1 pseudogene is annotated in these 469 nt (G+C 44.3%); it reads left to right on the top strand.

Annotation, left to right across the window (positions count from 1 at the left end):
- Positions 1 to 469: pseudogene (locus tag JO950_RS22025) on the top strand (type IV secretion protein Rhs); the annotation flags it as partial.

The following is a 469-nucleotide window of genomic DNA, read 5'->3' as shown; positions in this document are numbered from 1 at the left end:
GGAACTTATGCCGAAGGGAGGCTTTACAAAACGATTACGTACGACGAGAATACAACTGCAAACCCAAGCGAGTCATCAGGCTCCACAGTAGAATTTAAAAATACCGAAGGGCAAGTTATTCTCAAAAGAACCTACAATTCAGGCAACCGACACGATACCTACTACGTTTACGATATTTATGGGAACCTGACTTATGTAGTACCGCCAAAAGTATCGGGGACAGTCAGTGACGAGATTTTAAACGGTTTGTGTTACCAATACAAATACGACTATCGTAATCGTCTGGTCGAGAAAAAACTACCGGGAAAACAATGGGAGTTTATCGTGTACGACAAACTTGATCGTCCCGTAGCCACAGGACCGGCTTTCTCACCTTTTAAAGACGAAACTGCCGAAGGCTGGCTCATTACCAAATACGATGCTTTTGGCAGACCTGTTTATACGGGTTGGAGCAGTCAGCCTTCCAATG

The organism is Flavobacterium sp. UGB4466 (assembly GCF_903469665.1).
Lineage (GTDB): Bacteria > Bacteroidota > Bacteroidia > Flavobacteriales > Flavobacteriaceae > Flavobacterium > Flavobacterium lipolyticum.
The sequence above is the reverse complement of the archived record's forward strand: the minus strand, read 5'-3'. Positions and strand labels throughout refer to the sequence as shown.